This window comes from Micromonospora sp. NPDC049580 (assembly GCF_040675595.1).
Lineage (GTDB): Bacteria > Actinomycetota > Actinomycetes > Mycobacteriales > Micromonosporaceae > Micromonospora.
On the sequence record NZ_JBFAPG010000094.1, the window covers coordinates 1 to 16,042 of the forward strand.

The following is a 16,042-nucleotide window of genomic DNA, read 5'->3' on the forward strand; positions in this document are numbered from 1 at the left end:
CGGGCTTCGACGTACGAGAAAGGGCTCAGCCCTTGCCGGCGTGGCTGGCGAGCTGGTCGAGGCCGTTGATGATGCCGCCGGCCAGGTCGCCGCCGCTGAACGCGCCGGCCATGGAGAGCGCGGCCAGCTTGGCGTACGTGTCGGGGATGCGCTTGCGGGCGTACCGCCCGGTGACGATCTCCAGCTGGCGCTGGTTGGGCGACACGGCGATCAGCACCGACTTGTCGGGCTCGGCGAGCTGGCGGTGCAGCCGCTGGGCGTGCTCACGGATCGGCTCGTCGAGGCCGCCGACGAACACCGAGAAGACCAGGCCGGTGCCCTGGTCGGCCAGGCGCAGGGCCTCGTCGATGCGCAGCAGTTGGCGGGTCGAGAACGGCCCGTCCAGCACCTCGGGCGGATTCTCCGTCCCGGTCTGCTTCTCACCAACGGTCACTTGCGCCTCCGGTTCCACCGGCCGGCGCCTCGACGCTGGCCTGCTCTAGCTTGTGGCTGGTCAGCGCGGGCGCCTGCGCCCCCGCGGTCAGCGCGGTGCCGGCCGAGTCGGCCAGCTGCTCCGGGCGGCCCAGGAACCAGACCGGAGTGAAGTCGAAGGGCCGGCCCGGCCGGTAGCGCTTGGCGCCACCGCCACCGCCGGTGGCACTCCCGCGGCTACCGGCGTACGACAGGCCGGCGATGACCAGCACCGCGGCCACCGGGATGCCGACGAAGACCAGCAACGTCTCGGTAACAGACAATCCCAACGCCCCCAGGCGGAAGAAGGACCTCGAACAATCGGGTCGGATGGACGATCATGATGGTGACCGGCCAACTCCGTCACCATTCACGTTAGCGGAGTCGACGGCCCGCCAGATTGCGGGGTGCCGATCCCATCCGTCACTGGCGTGCTCCAGTTGCGCAGCGGTCGCGATGAGCCGCGCGTCGTCGCCGTACCGGCCGGTGAGGAGCACCCCGACGGGCAGGCCGTCGGCCGTGGCGCCCACCGGCAGGGACATGGAGGGATCGCCGGTGACGTTGAAGATGGCGCAGTAGGGCGAGAAGCGGCGTTGCCGGTCGAAATCGGCCGCCGGGTCGCCGTCGGCGGTGAACCAGCCGACGGGTGCCTGCGGTGCGGCCAGGGTGGGGCAGAGCAGCAGGTCGCAGCCGGCGGTGCGGGCGGCGCCGAGACGTACCTGCGCCTGCAGCTCGCCGAGGGTGGCGGCCAGCGCGCCCGCGGAGACGCTGGCGCCCCGGGCCCGCAGCAGTTGGGTCAGCGGCAGCAGCTCCGCCTCGCGGTGCGGGGGCACGGGGGCGAGTGCCAGCACGTACCAGATGATCTCGAACAGCGGCCACGCCTGGGGCCCGAGCGGCGGCGGCACCTCGACCACCTCGTGGCCGGCGGTGGTGAGCAGGGCGGCGGCCCGGTCGACGGCGGCCACGCAGTCGGGGTGCACCGGCTCGTCGGCGAGCATCGGCGTGGTGAAGCGGCCGATCCGCAGCCGGCCGGGCTCGGCCCGGCGGGCGGCGGTCAGGTATCCACCGGGCGGCGCGGGCGGCGGCAGGTAGGGCTCGCCCGGCACCGGCACGGCCATGACGTCGAGCAGCGCGGCGACGTCGGCGACGGTCCGCCCGAGCGGACCGCTGGTGGGCAGCCCGAACGCGCCGGAGCCGAGCGGCCCGCCGGAGACCACGCCACGACTGGGCTTGTAGCCGATCAGGCCGCAGAGCGACGCCGGGATGCGCAGGGAGCCGCCGCCGTCGGACCCCTGCGCGATCGGCACCAGCCCGGCCGCGACCGCCGCCGCCGCGCCGCCGCTGGACCCACCGGCGGTGTACGCGAGCTGCCACGGATTGCGGGCCGGCGGTGCGACACGGCCCTCCGAGTAGAGCGAGCAGCCCAGCTCGGAGGTGGTCGTCTTGCCGAGGCTGACGAGGCCCGCGGCCTTGATGAACCGGACCACGTCGGCGTCGACCGGCGGGACGAAGTCGGCGAACGCCGCCGAGCCGAAGGTGGTGCGTACCCCGGCGGTGAGAGTGAGGTCCTTGATCGCGGTCGGCACGCCGTGCAGCGGGCCGCGCCCCTCGACGGGCACCGCGTCGGCGGCGCGCGCGGCCTGCCGGGCGAGGTCCGGCGTGACGGTGACGAACGCGCCCACGGTGTCGCCGAGCGCCGCCACCCGGCGCAGGGAGTGCTCGACCAGCTCGACGCTGGACAGCTCGCCGCGGGCGATGGCGGCGGCCTGTTCCAGCGCGGTCAGGTCGTGCGGCTCGGCCATGTCCTCATCCTGCCCGGTGGGAGCGGCTGTCGGCGGGTCGACACGGCGGTCGCCCTTCGCGGCGGAGGGTACTGCTCCCGATACCGAACCGGCCGTGTCGGGAGGCAACCCCCCTCACCGGTCGCCCGCCCGGCGGCGGGCCGACTCCTGCCGGCGTCCTTTGCTCTGCTTCAACGGAGGCAACAGCCGATGTCCGTTTATCGGACACGTGGTGTTGCGTGGATTGAAGCAGAGCAAAGGCAACAGAACAGGGTCCGTCGGCCCGTCGCGGCCGTCCGTCGTCCGGGGGCACTACCACGGGTACGCCGTCAGCGCCGCCCGTGCAGGAAGCGCAGGGCGTTGGTGGATCGGAGCTTGTCGCGCTGGGCGTCGGTGAGGAAGTCGGCCGCGTCGACGACCGCACCGGCCGGCCGCTCCCCCAGCGGGTACGGGTAGTCGCTGCCGACCAGCACCCGGTCCTCCCCCATCGTGTCGACCAGCAGCCGCAGCGCGGGCGGCGCGAAGACCACCGAGTCGACGCTGAACCGGTCGACGTAACTGCTGGGCGGGGCGACGGACGCGCCCCGAACCAGGTCACCACGTCGGTGCCAGGCGTTGTCGGCGCGGCCGAGCCAGAACGGGAAGCTGCCGCCGCCGTGCGCGAAGCAGATCCGCAGCGTCTCGGGCACCCGGTCGAAGACGCCGCCCAGGATCATCGCCAGCACCGACAGGTGCGTCTCGGCGGGCATCCCGGTGAGCCACCGGGCCATCCAGCGGTTCAGACGCGGGCCGTCCGGCATGTCCCACGGGTGGACGAAGACGGGCGCACCCACCTCGGCACAGTGCTGCAGGAAGGTGACCACCCCGGCGTCGTCCAGATCCCGGTCGCCGACGTGGTTGCCGATCTCCACGCCGACGTGCCCGGCGGCCAGGCTGCGATCCAGCTCGGCGCAGGCGGCGTCCGGGTCCTGCAGGGGCACCTGGCAGAACGGCACCAGCCGGTCACCGCCGGCCGCGGTGACCTTCAGGGTGAGGTCGTTGAAGATCCGGGCGACCTTCACCGCCTGGTCGGCCGGACGGTCGTAGCTGAAGAAGACGGGCGTCGGCGACACCACCTGCACGGCCACGCCGTCGGCGTCCATGTCGGCCAGCCGCGTCGACGCGTCCCAGCACTCGGCGCCGACCGGACGGAACTCCGTCTCCCCCACCATGATCATGGCGGCGCGCTCGGAGTCGACCCGCAACCAGGGCCAGCCGGACCCGCCGCACGCCGCGCCGAGGTCCGGCCACCCCTTCGGTACGACGTGCGTGTGCACGTCGACGACACCAGCGGGCATCAGCCCTTGCCCGGGTGCAGAGTGCCGCAGTTGGCGCAGGTGCGTGCCTGCTCATCCGCGTAGAACGCCTGGAACACCGGCGGCAGGTCGGCCGCGATGTCGCGGACCTGCAACTCCACCTCGTGCACCTGGTTTCCGCACTCGGGGCAGTACCACTGGAACGTCTCCAGCGTGCCCTCCTCGCGGACGCGCTCGACGACCACACCGATCGAGCCGGCCTCCGGTCGCTGCGGCGAGTGCGGGGTGTTGCGCGGCAGCATCCACATCTGACCCTCGCGCACGTGCACCGTACGCGGACCCTCGGGGGTCATCAGGTTGATGTGCATGTTGCCCTTGACCTGGTAGAAGAACTCCTCGTACGGGTCCACGTGGAAGTCGGTGCGCTGGTTGGGCCCGCCCACCACCATCACGATGAAGTCGTCCCCGCCGGGGAACATCTCCTTGTTGCCCACCGGCGGCTTCAGCAGGTGCTGGTTCTCCGCGATCCAGCCCGGAAAGCTGAACGGCTCGGCGATCTCACTCACGACTGACCTCCCGAGGGAAGAAGGGCCACGGCCTGGATCTCGATGAGCAGGTGCGGGTGCGGCAACTGGTGCACCGCCACCGTGGTGCGGGTCGGTCCGGACGCGTCGAAGAACTCCGCCCACACCTCGTTGTAACCACCGAAGTCGTTCATGTTGACCAGGTACGTGGTCACCTGGACGAGGTCGGTGAGGTCCGCGCCGACCGAGCGCAGCAGATCGCCGATGTTCTCGATCACGGTCCGCGTCTGCACCCGGATGTCGAGGTTCGTCGTGCCGAACGCGTCGACCTCGACACCGGCGAAGCTGTTGTCCGGCCGTCGCGACGACGTACCGGAGACGAAGACGAACCCACCCGCGACCTTGACGTGCGGAAAAGCCCCCCGTGGCACGGCCTTTCCGGCCACCACCCGGGCGGTCACGACGACGCCCGCAGCGAAGCCGTGCCGAGCTTCTCGACGACGGCGCGGACATGGGCACCGGGACGCAGCGGCACCGCGGCGGTGGCGGCGCCGGCCAGGAAGACCCAGCCGGACTGCAACCGCACCCCGTGTCGGCCGGCCAGCCGGATGCCCTCGTCGAGCGCCCGCCGCGGATCGCCGAGGATCGCCGCCGTCGAGCCGACCTGGGCCACCCGCCCGTCGACCTCCAGCAGCACGCCCAGGTTGTCGAGCCCCGACGGCACCGACGACCACGGCCCGACCACGAACGCGGCGGCCGAGGTGTTGTCGGCGATCACGTCCGGCAGCGAGAAACGGAAATCCGCGTACCGGGAGTCGATCAGCTCGATGGCCGGGGCGACCGCGCGGACCGCCGTGGCGAAGTCGCCGACCGGCTCGCCCGGCTCCGGCAGCCGGTCCAGCAGGAACGCCACCTCCGGCTCGACCCGGGGATGGATGTACGCGGCCGGGTCCACGGCACCGCCGTCGGGCACCCGCATCGCGTCGGTGAGCCGCCCCCAGATCACCTCGTCCACGCCGACCTGGGCCATCTTCGCCCTGCTGGTCAGCCCCATCTTCAGCCCGACCAGCCGCTCGCCGCGTTCCAGTCGGCGCTGCACCAGCGCTGCCTGCACGCCGTACGCGGTGTCCACGTCGAGACCGGTCTCGGCGGCGAGCTGACCGATCGCGGTGGCCGTGTCGGCCGCCGCGCCCAGCTTGTCGGCGATCCCGGTGATGTCCACGCCGATCATGACTGCTGCTCCTTGCCGGCCAGGTCGAGTGCCACGTCGACGATCATGTCCTCCTGGCCGCCGACCATCCGACGGCGGCCCAGCTCGACCAGGATCGACCGGACGTCGACGCCGTAGCGGTCCGAGGCCCGCTCGGCGTGCCGCAGGAAGCTGGAGTAGACGCCCGCGTACCCCAGGGAGAGCGTTTCCCGGTCGACCTGGACCGGCCGGTCCTGCAATGGGCGGACGATGTCGTCGGCGGCGTCCATCAGCGCGAACACGTCGCAGCCGTGCTTCCAGCCGTGCAGCTCGGCGACCGCCACGAAGACCTCCAGCGGCGCGTTGCCGGCGCCCGCGCCCATGCCGGCGAGGGAGGCGTCGACGCGCACGGTCCGGCCGGACGGCGAGCCGAGCGGTCCGGCGCCGAGGATGCGGCCGTGCTCGACGGCGAGCACGCTGTTGGCCACCCCGAGCGACAGGTTGTGGTGGGCGTGGATGCCGATCTGCGTCTCCGGGTCGAGCACCTGCCGGTACGCGTCGACCCGCTGCGCCACGTCGGACATCAGCAGCCGGCCGCCGGAGTCGGTGACGTAGACGCAGTGCGCCCCGTACGACTCCATGAGCTTGGCCTGCCCGGCGAGCCCGGCCGGATCGTTCATGTGCGACATCATCAGAAACCCGGAGACGTCCATGCCGTTCTCCCGGGCCCAGGAGATGTGCTGGGCGGAGATGTCCGCCTCGGTGCAGTGCGTGGCGATGCGGACGCTGGTCACGCCGAGCGCCTTCGCCGCCCTCAGGTCCGCGATCGTGCCGATGCCGGGCAGCAGCAGGGTGGTGAGCTTCGCGTTCGTCAGCACCTCGGCGGCGGCGGAGATCCACTCGGCGTCGCTGGCCGCGCCGTGGCCGTAGTTGACGCTGGAGCCGGCGAGCCCGTCGCCGTGCGCCACCTCGATCGCGGCCACCCCGGCGGCGTCCAGGGCGGCGGCGATGGTGCGCACCTGCTCGACGGTGTACCGGTGGGCGATGGCGTGCATGCCGTCGCGCAGCGTCACGTCCTGGATGTAGAGATCGGTCATGACGCGGTCACCTCCGAAGGACGCCTGGCGACCAGCCGCTCCGCGGTGCGCAGCGCGGCGGAGGTCATGATGTCCAGGTTCCCGGCGTACGCCGGCAGGTAGTGGCCCGCCCCGGACACCTCCAGGTAGACCGACACCTGCAACGCGGTGAGCTGCCGCCCGAGCGTCGGCACGTACGCCTCGACGCGGTCGAACTGCACGTCCTGCTTGAGCCGGTAGCCGGGGACGTACTCCTGGACCGTCGCCACCATGTCCGCCACGGAGGCGGCGATGGCGGCGGTGTCGGCGTCGACGTCCGGGCAGAGGCAGTAGACGGTGTCGCGCATGAGCAGCGGCGGGTCCGCCGGGTTCAGCACGATGATCGCCTTGCCCCGCTCCGCCCCGCCGACCACCTCGATGGCGCGAGCGGTGGTCTCGGTGAACTCGTCGATGTTGGCCCGGGTGCCCGGCCCGGCGGACTTCGACGCGATCGACGCGACGATTTCCCCGTACGCCACCGGGGTGACCCGGCGGACGGCGGCGACGATCGGCACGGTGGCCTGCCCGCCGCAGGTCACCATGTTGACGTTTGGTTGGTGCAGGTGCTCGTCGAGGTTGACCGGCGGCACCACGTACGGGCCGAGCGCGGCCGGGGTCAGGTCGACCACCGTCCGGCCGTGTGCGCGCAGCACCTCGTCGTGGCGTCGGTGCGCGCCGGCCGAGGTGGCGTCGAAGACCAGTTCGACGTCGGCGAACTCGGGCATCGCGACCAGCCCGTCCACTCCGTCGGCGGTGGTGGCGACGCCGAGCCGGCGAGCGCGCGCCAGGCCGTCGGAGGCCGGGTCGATGCCGGCCATCGCCACCATCCGCAGGCTGTCGCTCAGCCGCAACACCTTGATCATCAGGTCGGTGCCGATGTTTCCCGATCCCAGCACCGCCACGTCAGTGGTCACTGGCCGCCCCTGTCGCTGAAGGATGTCCGTACCGAGCCGAGGCCGGAGATCCGGGCCTCGTACGCGGCGCCCGGGGTGACCGGCACCATCGGGCCGAGCGCCCCGGAGAGCACCACGTCCCCGGCGCGCAGCGGGTCACCGGCGCGGGCGAGGGTGCTCGCCAGCCAGTGCAGGGCGTGCAGCGGGTTGCCCAGGCAGGCCGCGCCCGCGCCCACCGAGACCGGCTCACCGGCGTGCTCCAGCACCATTCCGCACAGCCGCAGGTCGACGTCGGCGAGGCGGCGCGGCGTGGTGCCGAGCACGAAGAGCCCGCTGGAGGCGTTGTCGGCGACGGTGTCCACGATGGAGATGTCCCAGCCGGCGATCCGCGAGTCGACGATCTCGATCGCCGGCAGCACGTGGTCGACGGCGCGGATCAGGTCGACCGTGGTGATCTGCGGATCCGCGAGGTCCTTGTCGAGCACGAACGCGATCTCCGCCTCGACCCGCGGCTGGAGCAGCCGGTCGATCGGCACCTCGACCCCGTCGCCGACCGCCATCGCGTCGGTCAGCATCCCGAAGTCCGGCTGGAACACCCCGAAGGTCTCCTGCACCGCCCGGGAGGTCAACCCGATCTTCGCGCCGACGCGGCGTTCACCGCGGCCCTGCCAGGCCCGCGCCTGGAGCTGCTGCACGCGGTACGCGGACTCGACGTCGCCCTCCGGCAGCAGCCGCCCGCGCAGCGGCGGGCACGGCTTGCCGGTGCTGCGGGCCTCGGCCAGCTCCCGGTTGGCGGCCTCGATGTCGGCTTCCATGCCCGCTCCCTCGCTACGGCTCACGACAGGTCCACGCAGACGTTGGTGAGTTCGGAGTAGAAGTTCAACGAGTGCACGCCGCCCTCGCGGCCGATGCCGGACGCCTTCACCCCTCCGAAGGGCGTGCGCAGGTCCCGCAGGAACCAGGTGTTGACCCAGACGATGCCGGCGTCGAGCCGGACCCCGGCCCGGTGCGCGACGCCCACGTCCCGGGTCCACACGGTCGCCGCCAGGCCGTACTCGGTGCCGTTGGCCAAGGCGTACGCCTCGTCCTCGGTGTCGAACGGCGCCACGTGCACGACCGGGCCGAAGATCTCCTCCCGGTTGGTGCGGGCGTCCGGGCCGAGACCGGTGAGCACTGTCGGCTGCACGTACGACCCGCCGTCGCGGGCGTCGCCGAAGGTGGGCGTGCCGCCGCCGACGAGCATCTCGGCGCCCTCGGCGCGGGCCAGCTCGTACGCGCCGAGCACCTTCGCCCGGTGCTGCGGGGAGATGAGCGGCATGGTGGCGGTGGCCTCGTCGGTCGGCCAGCCGTACGCCAGCTCGCCGGCCCGCTTCGCCAGCCGGGCGGTGAACTCCTCGAAGACCGGGCGCTGCACGTAGATACGCTCGGTGCACAGGCACACCTGCCCGCCGTTGGTGAAGCTGGAGCGCATCGAGCCGGCCACCGCCGCGTCCAGGTCGGCGTCGGCGAAGACCAGGCCGGCGTTCTTGCCGCCCAGCTCGAAGCTCACCGCCTTCACGCCGTCGGCGGCGGCCCGCATGATCGCGCCGCCGGTGGCCGACTCGCCGGTGAAGGTGATCGCGTCGACGCCCGGGTGGCGGGTGAGGAACTCGCCGGCCGAGTCCGGTCCGAAGCCGTGCACCAGGTTGAACACCCCGTCCGGTACGCCGGCGGCGGCCATCACCTCGGCGAGCAGCGTCGCCGAGGCGGGCGTCTCCTCGCTGGGCTTGACCACGACGGCGTTGCCGCAGGCGAGCGCCGGGGCGACCTTCCAGGTGAGCAGCAGCAGCGGCAGGTTCCACGGCACGATGACCGCGACCACGCCGACCGGCTTGCGCACGGCGTAGTTCAACGCCCGGCCGCCGGTCGGGGTGACCGTGGTGAACGACTCAGTGGGCGCGGTCGCCACGATCTCCGCGAACGCCCGGAAGTTCGCCGCGCCGCGCGGGATGTCCAGCGTGCGGGCCTGGGCGATGGACTTGCCAGTGTCCGCGACCTCGGCGGTGACCAGATCGTCGAAGCGACGTTCCAGCTCGTCCGCGACGCGGCGCAGCACCTCGGCGCGTTCCCGCTCCCCCATCCGGCCCCACGGCCCGCGCAGCGCCGCGCGGGCGGCGGCCACCGCGTCGTCCACCGTGGACCGTTCCGCCTCGACCACCTCGAAGACCGGCTCGCCGGTCACCGGGCTGACCTTGGTGAACGTCGACCCGCCGTCGACGAACTCGCCGCCCACGAAGTTGCGCAGCCGCTGTGGGCCACGTGGCGCGTGGCCGGCCATCAGTCGCGGATCCCAGGTGCCCGTCATGCGCGCCTCCCTCGGCTCAGTGCAGCGCCGATCGCGCCGACCAGCAGCAGCGCGGCCCCACCCGCGACCGCGCCGAGCACCCGGTGCTGCCGGCGGACCCGGCGGCGCACCTCGGCGTACGGGGTGGTGGAGAAGGACACCAGCTCGTACTGGGAAACGTACCGGCCGGGCAGTGCCCGTTCCAGTGCGTGCTCCACCCGCCGCCGGGTCTGGAACACCGGCGAGGCGACCTTGTCGCGCATCTCCACGAAGTTGGTCAGCGCCATCTGCGCGATGGCCTCTGCGTTCTCCTGCCGGCGGCGCTGGAACAGCGGCAACGCCGCCGACCACTCGTCGGCACACTCGTCGAGGCAGCGGTCCAGCTCGACGACGTCCTCGAAGGCGCAGTTGGCGCCCTGGCCGTAGAACGGCACGATGGCGTGGGCCGCGTCGCCGAGCAGGCCGACAGTCCCGTTGACCTGCCAGGGAGCGCTGCGCACCGTGCCGAGCACGCCCACCGGGTTGTGCTGGTAGTCGTCGACCAGGTTCGGGGCCAGCGGGACCACGTCCGGGTAGTGCTCGGTGAAGTGCCGTTCGATCTGGGCCGGGCTGGTCAGCGACGCGAAGCTGCCGGCGCCGTCGTTGGGCCAGAACAGCGTGCAGGTGAAGGACCGGTCCGGGTTCGGCAACGCGATCATCATCGAGGTGCCCCGTGGCCAGATGTGCAGCGCGTCCGGATCCAGGGCGAAGTCGCCGCCCAGCGGCGGAATCGTCAGCTCCTTGTAGCCGTAGTCCAGGAAGTCCACGCTCTCGCGCAGCAGCCCGTACGCCAGCAGTTGTCCGCGTACCGCGGAGCCGGCGCCATCGGCGCCCAACACGACCGACGCCTTCGCGCCAACCGTGCCCTGCGGGGTGTCGAAGCTCAGGGCGCCGTCGGCCGGATCGAGCCCGACGAGCCGGTGGTCGAAGACGATCCGGACCCCGGGCAGCGCGGCGGCCGCGTCCAGCAGGGCGTTGTTGAGTGCGCCCCGGCTGATCGAGTTGATCGCCCGGTCACCGGCCGCGCTGTACGACTGGAACTGCGGCTGCCCCTCGACCGGGTGGATCATCCGGCCGCGCATCGGCAGCGCGTCGGTCATCACCTGCTCGGCCAGGCCGATCCGGCGCAGCGCGTCCAACCCGCGCTCGGAGAGCGCCAGGTTGATCGAGCGTCCCCGCTCGGCCGCGCCGGCACGCGGGTCCGGCCGACGCTCGTAGAGGGCGACCGGGTAGCCACGCCGGGCCAGGAAGCAGGCGGCCAGGCAGCCCGCCAGGCCGGCGCCGATGATCGCGACTTCGTCGCGCCGCTTCGTCACGGGGTCACCGGCCCGACGGTGGCGGCGAGTGCGGCGGCGGCCCGCCAACAGTCGAGGTACGTGGAGTAGAGCGGCACCGGGGCGAAGCGGACGATGTCTGGCTCCCGGGCGTCGGCGATGACGCCGTGCTCGTGCCGCAGCCGCTTGGTCAGCTCGGCGGCGTTGCCGGCGCCGACGCGTACCGACAGCTGGCAACCCCGGCGGGCCGGATCGCGCGGGGTGACCACGCGCAGCGGCCGGTCGGCGGTGATCTCGTCGAGGAGTGACTCCAGCCAGCCGGTGAGTCGGAGGCTGCGCGCGCGCAGCGCCGGCATGCCGACCGCGTCGAACAGCTCCAGCGAGGTCCGCACCGGGCCCATCGCGAAGATCGGGGGGTTGGAGATCTGCCAGGCCTCCACGGTGGACGGCGGCCGGGACACCGGCGTCATCTCGAACCGGGTCGCCGCCGCAGTGCTCCACCAACCCTCGAAGCGCGGCAGGTCGGGATCGCCGAGGTGCCGCTCGTGCACGAAGACGCCGGCCAGCGCGCCCGGCCCCGAGTTCAGGTACTTGTAGGAGCACCAGGCGGCGAAGTCGACGTCCCAGTCGTGCAGGGCGAGCGGCACGTTGCCCACGGCGTGCGCCAGGTCCCAGCCGACCACCGCGCCGGCCGCCCGACCGGCCGCCGTGATCGCCGGGATGTCCAGCAGCTCGCCGGTGAGGTAGTTGACCCCGCCCAGCAGCACCAGTGCCACCCGGTCACCCTCGGCGGCCAGGTAGCCGGTGACGTCCTCGGTGCGCAACGCGTCCTCGCCGGGACGCGGGCGCAGCCGGACCACCGTGTCGTCCGGGTCCAGCCCGTGGAAGCGGGCCTGGCTGCGCACCGCGTAACTGTCCGAGGGAAACGCGCTGTCCTCGATGACGATGCGGGTGCGGACGCCGGCCGGGCGGTAGAAGCTGACCATCAGCAGGTGCAGGTTGACCGTGAGCGAGTTCATCACCACGGCCTCCGCGGGCCGGGCGCCGACCAGTCGGGCGGCCGGGCCCGTCAACAGCTCGTGGTACGGCAGCCAGGCGCGTTCCGCCTCCAGGTGCCCCTCGACGCCGAGCCGCCCCCAGGCGTCCAGGTCGGCGAGGAGTTCGTCGCGGGTGGCCCGGGGTTGCAGGCCGAGCGAGTTGCCGGCGAGGTACGCCGACTCGGGGTGGTCGCCGCCGTCGGCGGGCGGCACGTGGAAGAGGTGTCGGTGGCCCGGGTCGGCCTGGTCGAGGCGGTGTGCCTCGCTCTCTGGGGTGTGCATGTCTCGCTCTCCGGTCACATCGCGGTGCGGGCCGACCACAGCTCCGGGAAGACCACCCGGGCCATGCTGCGCTGCAACCACGCCAGCCCGGCGGAGCCGCCGCTGCCAACCTTGGCGCCCATTGTCCGCTGTACCGCCTTGACGTGGTTCCACCGCCAGTCGCCGAACTCCTCGGCGACGCCGCTCAGGGCCTCGCCGAGCAGCCGCAGGTGGTTGTCCGGGCCGCCGTCGGCGTAGATCCGCACCCAGGCCGCCTCGACCTCCGGCTGCGGGTCGTGCTCGACCGCCACGTCCCGGTTCAACAGATCGGCGGGGAGGTCGAAGCCGCGCCGGGCCAGCAGCGCGACCACGTCGTCCCAGAGACTCGGGGCGGCGAGCGCGGCGCTGAGCGCGGCGTGCACCTCGCTCTGCCTGCGGAACGGCCGAATCAGCGCCGGGTCGCGCAGCCCGAGCAGGAACTCGAGGTGCCGGTACATCGCGGACTGGAAGCCGGAGCCCTCGCCGAGCAGGTTGCGGAACCGGTTGAAGTCGGCCGGGGTCATCCAGCGCAGGCCCTGCCAGGCGGCGTTGAGCCCTTCCAGGTGCAGGGTGGCGCGGCGCAGCGGGGCCAGCGCGTCCCAGATCCGGTCGGCACGCAACAGACGCTGGGTCTCCCGCAGCTCGTGGCAGGTCAGCCCGAAGTACAGCTCCATGATCTGGCTGACCATGAGGAAGGACATCTCGCCGGGGTCGTCGCTGAGGGGCTGCTGCAACTGGTGCAGGGCGGTGGCCCGCACGTACGCGTCGTAGGGCACCAGCTCGGCGAACTCCAGCGTCGGCTCGCCGCCGTTGCGCGCGGCGCGGGCTGCCCGCTGGCGCGGGGTCACCGGTCGTACCGTGGCGACGCGGTTCGGCGCCCGCCAATCCGTCTGATCCACCAGTCGTCTCCCTTCCCCCGAAGCTGCCGACGCCATGATCTCGCGGCTGGATCGGCCTGCGGAATGCCGGATCAACGGCACTTGTCGGCCTGACCTGACGAACCGAAGGCAGCTGGGCGAATCCGGTTCACGAAAGTAAGGTTCGAGCGTGGACGACATGGACTGGGCGCTGCTGCGCGAGTTGCAGGCCGACGCCCGGCTCTCCTTCAGTGAGTTGTCCCGCCGGGTGCACCTGTCCCCACCAGCGGTCGCCGAGCGGGTCCGCCGGCTGGAGGAGGCCGGGGTGATCACCGGCTACCACGCCCACGTGGACCTGACCCGGGCCGGCCGTACGGTGGTCGCCCTGATCCGGATGTCCTGTTACGGCGCGCGGTGCATCCTGCACGACCCGGAGGTGTCCGGCTGGCCGGAGATTCTCCAGATCCACCGGATCACCGGCGACGCGTGCAGCATGCTCAAGGTGGCCGCCGGCTCGATCGGCGACTTCGAAGCGGTCATCGACCGGCTCGCCCCGTACGGGCAGCCGTCGAGCACCATGGTCCTGTCGTCCCCGCTGGACTGGCAGCCGATCACCCCGCTCCCGCCCGCCGGTGCCAGCTCCCGCCGCCGCTGACCCTGCCCGCCCGCTGGTTTGCCTCCGGGCCAACGGGAACTCAGCCCGCGTGCCCAGGGGAGGGTTCCGGCGGTCGTCGCCGGTTGGGGGGAAATCATGCAGGGACTTCGCACGATCAACCGCGCACTCTCGTCCGCACTGGCACTGGTGGGGCTCATCGGGGCGTTCGTCCTGTTGTCGGTCGCACCGGCGCGTGCCGGTGAGAACACCTTCGTCGAGGTGACGCCGAACAGCGTCCCGGCGGGCAGCCGGGTCACGATCCGCGCGAGCTGCGACAACAACAACAGCAACAATCGACAGGCCACCGTGCAGTCCGACGCGTTCGGGCGCGTGGTGCTCAGACCGGACAACGGCTTCCTCAAGGGGGAGGTCACCGTTCCGGGCAACAAGGAACCCGGTGACTACCAGGTCGACCTGCGGTGCCAGAACAACCAGACGGCCCAGACGATGCTGACCGTGCTGAACATGGCCTCGCCCAGCAAGGGGCCGGCGACGGGGGGCGGCGGCACCGCGGGCGGCCGGGGCATCGGATCGATCCTGGTCGTCGGCGGCGTGGCAGTGGTGGCCGCCGCGGTCGCGCTCGGCATGGTGGGCGGTCGGCGTCGGACCGGAGCCGGCTCCTGAGCCGGACCTGCCATGACCCGCAGATCCGCGCGTGCGCGGTCGGACCACCGTGCCCGCCTCCGGGCCGCAGCGGCCCTGCGCGCCTCCGGACGGCTGGTGGCCCGGGTCTCGGTTCGGCTGCGCCGGGTCGCCGGACAGGCGGTGTCCGCCAGCGTCGCCACCACTGATCCGGACGCCCGCCCGCTGCCGCCGAGCCGTCCCGCCGGGTCGCCGCTGCTCCGGCGTCGGCTCGGCACCGGGCCGGGACTGCCGGTCCTGGCCGTGGCCACGCTGATGGTGCTGATCGTGGCGATGCTCGGCGTCGAGCAGGTGACCGGGGTGAGTCTGCTGCCGGACCGGATCAGCGCCGGCCTGCGGCCGCCGCCGAAGAAGTTCCCGGTGCTGCCGGCCAGCCGCCCGACCGCTCTCTCGATCAGCAAGATCGACCTGCGGGCTCCGCTGCACGACGTGGGCCTCGCCCCGGACGGCACCATCGCCGTGCCCGACGTGGGCCGCGCCCAGGAGGCCGGCTGGTACGACCAGGGCCCCACCCCCGGCCAGTACGGGCCGGCGGTGATCGTCGGACACGTGGACACCACCACCGGCCCGGCCGTCTTTCACCAGCTCCGGGAACTGCGCGCGGGAGACCAAATCGAGGTCACCCGCTCCGACGGCCGGGTCGCGGTCTTCGAGGTGGACTCGATGGAGCGGTTCGACAAGGACCGACTGCCGGTGGACGAGGTGTACGGCGACTTCAGCCGCCCCAGCCTGCGGCTGATCACCTGCGGCGGCCGGTGGGTGGGCGGCGAGAGGGGCTACTCGGACAACCTGGTGGTCTTCGCCTCGCTGGTCAAGGCCCGTGGTGGTTGATCGCCGGCGCCGGCGTCGAGGTACTCGGCGAGCCGGGCGGCCCCGGTGAGCATGGCCCGACCGCGCTCGGTGAGCCGTCGGCGCCACTGGCCGAGCGACGCGGCGAGCGGTTCGGCGCCACCGGCGTCGCGTACCCGTCGCAGCACGTCGGCGATGTGGTCGAGCCGATACCCGCCCCGGCGCAGCAGGTGGGCGAGTTCCGCGTCCCGGACGTCGTCGGGCGAGTAGACGCGGTGGCGGGTCACCCGGTCGCGCTCCGGCCGCAGAATTCCGGCCGCCTCCCACTTGCGAAGGGTCGCGGGTCGTACGCCGAGCCGGTGTGCGAGCACGCTGATCGGCACGGCTCTCCGGCCCTGCGGCGCGGGCTCCCTCGCGGTGAGAGTGGTGACCGCCGCCTCGACCGCGTCCAGGGTCTCCCGATCGCGTTGCAGCAGCGCGTGACCGCTGTCGATCGTGCGCAACGCCGTGTCGATCTCGCCCCGGTTGACGGCGCGCATGATGTCGCCGCTGGCCGCGTGACCGTGACCGACGATGAGCGCGAGGTAGGCGCTCAGTGCTGTGGCGTGCACCTCGGTGAACCGGCGGTACCCGGTCGCGGTGCGCTCGGCAGGTGGCAGCACGCCGTCCCGTTCGTAGTTGCGGACGGCCTGCGCCGACAGTCCGTGCCGGCGCGCGAGATCGACCGGTCGGCGTACCCCGGGCTTTGAGGGTTTTGTGGTTGTCACCCGCGCTCCATCGGTCTGAAGTCTCCACCGCTGGTGCAACGATACGGTTGATGCAATGACCACCCTTGTTGACCTGCTTGCCGGCTCGCCGACGCTGCTCGCGCTCGGCGAG

18 protein-coding genes are annotated in these 16,042 nt (G+C 72.5%); 3 read left to right on the forward strand and 15 right to left on the reverse strand.

The features are described 5' to 3' along the window. Nucleotides 1-25: 25 nt before the first annotated feature. The 14 genes from AB0J68_RS11185 to AB0J68_RS11250 all read right to left on the reverse strand — a co-directional run bounded on the left by AB0J68_RS11185 (nucleotide 26) and on the right by AB0J68_RS11250 (nucleotide 13,119). Nucleotides 26-433: a DUF5130 family protein gene (locus AB0J68_RS11185; RefSeq protein ID WP_354860579.1), complete on the reverse strand. Its 408-nt coding sequence runs from the start codon at nucleotides 431-433 to the stop codon at nucleotides 26-28. After that, entirely contained in the window at nucleotides 420-716 is a 297-nt protein-coding gene (locus AB0J68_RS11190; RefSeq protein ID WP_354860609.1) for a hypothetical protein, read from the reverse strand. Before AB0J68_RS11190 ends, AB0J68_RS11185 begins: the two co-directional genes overlap by 14 nt. Nucleotides 717-788: 72 nt before the next feature. After that, entirely contained in the window at nucleotides 789-2,252 is a 1,464-nt protein-coding gene (locus AB0J68_RS11195; protein ID WP_363937890.1) for an amidase, read from the reverse strand. Between the two features lie 308 nt (nucleotides 2,253-2,560). Then, nucleotides 2,561-3,568, reverse strand: coding sequence for an amidohydrolase family protein (locus AB0J68_RS11200; RefSeq protein ID WP_355137811.1), 1,008 nt, complete (start codon nucleotides 3,566-3,568; stop codon nucleotides 2,561-2,563). After that, the gene (locus tag AB0J68_RS11205) at nucleotides 3,568-4,092 is read right to left on the reverse strand and encodes a 3-hydroxyanthranilate 3,4-dioxygenase (RefSeq protein WP_355137813.1); all 525 of its coding nucleotides are present in this window, start codon (nucleotides 4,090-4,092) and stop codon (nucleotides 3,568-3,570) included. Before AB0J68_RS11205 ends, AB0J68_RS11200 begins: the two co-directional genes overlap by 1 nt. After that, nucleotides 4,089-4,511, reverse strand: coding sequence for a RidA family protein (locus AB0J68_RS11210; protein WP_355137815.1), 423 nt, complete (start codon nucleotides 4,509-4,511; stop codon nucleotides 4,089-4,091). Before AB0J68_RS11210 ends, AB0J68_RS11205 begins: the two co-directional genes overlap by 4 nt. After that, nucleotides 4,508-5,281, reverse strand: coding sequence for a fumarylacetoacetate hydrolase family protein (locus AB0J68_RS11215; RefSeq protein ID WP_355137817.1), 774 nt, complete (start codon nucleotides 5,279-5,281; stop codon nucleotides 4,508-4,510). Before AB0J68_RS11215 ends, AB0J68_RS11210 begins: the two co-directional genes overlap by 4 nt. Further along, nucleotides 5,278-6,336 carry a 4-hydroxy-2-oxovalerate aldolase gene (gene dmpG, locus AB0J68_RS11220; RefSeq protein WP_355137819.1) on the reverse strand — a complete coding sequence of 353 codons (1,059 nt, stop codon included), beginning with the start codon at nucleotides 6,334-6,336 and terminating at the stop codon, nucleotides 5,278-5,280. Before dmpG ends, AB0J68_RS11215 begins: the two co-directional genes overlap by 4 nt. Beyond that, nucleotides 6,333-7,268 (reverse strand): acetaldehyde dehydrogenase (acetylating), encoded by a 936-nt coding sequence (locus AB0J68_RS11225; protein ID WP_363937895.1) that lies wholly within the window; start codon nucleotides 7,266-7,268, stop codon nucleotides 6,333-6,335. The genes dmpG and AB0J68_RS11225 overlap by 4 nt, the downstream gene beginning before the upstream one ends. Then, nucleotides 7,265-8,062, reverse strand: a complete 798-nt coding sequence (locus tag AB0J68_RS11230) for a fumarylacetoacetate hydrolase family protein (RefSeq protein ID WP_355066179.1) — start codon at nucleotides 8,060-8,062, stop codon at nucleotides 7,265-7,267. Before AB0J68_RS11230 ends, AB0J68_RS11225 begins: the two co-directional genes overlap by 4 nt. Nucleotides 8,063-8,082: 20 nt before the next feature. After that, nucleotides 8,083-9,564, reverse strand: a complete 1,482-nt coding sequence (locus tag AB0J68_RS11235) for a 2-hydroxymuconic semialdehyde dehydrogenase (protein WP_363937902.1) — start codon at nucleotides 9,562-9,564, stop codon at nucleotides 8,083-8,085. 23 nt (nucleotides 9,565-9,587) lie between these two features. Continuing rightward, a complete protein-coding gene (locus tag AB0J68_RS11240; protein ID WP_363937897.1) occupies nucleotides 9,588-10,925 on the reverse strand; it encodes an NAD(P)/FAD-dependent oxidoreductase in 1,338 nt (445 codons plus the stop codon). Then, a complete protein-coding gene (gene kynU / locus AB0J68_RS11245) occupies nucleotides 10,922-12,202 on the reverse strand; it encodes a kynureninase (protein ID WP_355137825.1) in 1,281 nt (426 codons plus the stop codon). The genes AB0J68_RS11240 and kynU overlap by 4 nt, the downstream gene beginning before the upstream one ends. A gap of 14 nt (nucleotides 12,203-12,216) precedes the next feature. After that, the gene (locus AB0J68_RS11250) at nucleotides 12,217-13,119 is read right to left on the reverse strand and encodes a tryptophan 2,3-dioxygenase family protein (protein WP_354860597.1); all 903 of its coding nucleotides are present in this window, start codon (nucleotides 13,117-13,119) and stop codon (nucleotides 12,217-12,219) included. A 148-nt stretch (nucleotides 13,120-13,267) separates the two neighbouring features. Here AB0J68_RS11250 and AB0J68_RS11255 point away from each other — a divergent pair, with 148 nt between their 5' ends. The 3 genes from AB0J68_RS11255 to AB0J68_RS11265 all read left to right on the forward strand — a co-directional run bounded on the left by AB0J68_RS11255 (nucleotide 13,268) and on the right by AB0J68_RS11265 (nucleotide 15,205). Further along, the gene (locus AB0J68_RS11255) at nucleotides 13,268-13,732 is read left to right on the forward strand and encodes an Lrp/AsnC family transcriptional regulator (RefSeq protein ID WP_354860599.1); all 465 of its coding nucleotides are present in this window, start codon (nucleotides 13,268-13,270) and stop codon (nucleotides 13,730-13,732) included. Between the two features lie 96 nt (nucleotides 13,733-13,828). Beyond that, nucleotides 13,829-14,356, forward strand: coding sequence for a hypothetical protein (locus tag AB0J68_RS11260; RefSeq protein WP_354860600.1), 528 nt, complete (start codon nucleotides 13,829-13,831; stop codon nucleotides 14,354-14,356). Between the two features lie 75 nt (nucleotides 14,357-14,431). After that, nucleotides 14,432-15,205 (forward strand): class F sortase, encoded by a 774-nt coding sequence (locus AB0J68_RS11265; RefSeq protein ID WP_354860612.1) that lies wholly within the window; start codon nucleotides 14,432-14,434, stop codon nucleotides 15,203-15,205. Here the strand turns inward: AB0J68_RS11265 and AB0J68_RS11270 are convergent. Then, nucleotides 15,151-15,930 carry a TioE family transcriptional regulator gene (locus tag AB0J68_RS11270; RefSeq protein WP_355137829.1) on the reverse strand — a complete coding sequence of 260 codons (780 nt, stop codon included), beginning with the start codon at nucleotides 15,928-15,930 and terminating at the stop codon, nucleotides 15,151-15,153. The genes AB0J68_RS11265 and AB0J68_RS11270 overlap by 55 nt on opposite strands. Nucleotides 15,931-16,042: the final 112 nt, after the last annotated feature.